Below are 631 nucleotides of genomic sequence, written 5' to 3' on the forward strand. Positions count from 1 at the left end.
TGCCGCGGCCGTGGCGGCGCGCCTGCTGCCGGCGACCACCGGCACCGACACCGGCGGCTCTATCCGACAGCCGGCAGCGCTGACCAACCTCACCGGCCTCAAGCCGACCTACGGTCGTGTTTCGCGCTGGGGCATGATCGCCTACGCCTCCAGCCTCGACCAGGGTGGCCCGCTGGCACGTACCGCCGAAGACTGCGCCTTGCTGCTGCAGGCCATGGCCGGTTTCGACGCCAAGGACTCCACCAGCATCGACGAGCCGGTGCCCGACTACAGCGCGCCGCTCAATGCCTCGCTGCAGGGCCTGCGCATCGGCCTGCCGAAGGAATACTTCGGCGCCGGCCTGGACCCGCGCATCGCCGACCTGATCCACGCCAGCGTCAAGGCGTTGGAAAAACTCGGCGCGGTGGTCAAGGAAATCAGCCTGCCGAACATGCAGCACGCGATCCCCGCGTACTACGTGATCGCCCCGGCCGAAGCCTCGTCCAACCTGTCGCGCTTCGATGGCGTGCGCTACGGCTACCGCTGCGCAGACCCCAAGGACCTCACCGACCTGTACAAGCGTTCGCGCGGTGAAGGCTTCGGTGCCGAGGTGCAGCGGCGCATCATGGTTGGCGCCTACGCGCTGTCGGCC

Annotated in this window: 1 protein-coding gene; it reads left to right on the forward strand. The window is 68.8% G+C overall.

What is annotated here, in order from left to right:
* Window positions 1–631 (forward strand): amidase family protein (locus G3436_RS26885; protein WP_243667358.1); only part of this gene is annotated, 631 nt, incomplete at both ends.

The organism is Pseudomonas brassicae (assembly GCF_010671725.1).
GTDB lineage: Bacteria > Pseudomonadota > Gammaproteobacteria > Pseudomonadales > Pseudomonadaceae > Aquipseudomonas > Aquipseudomonas brassicae.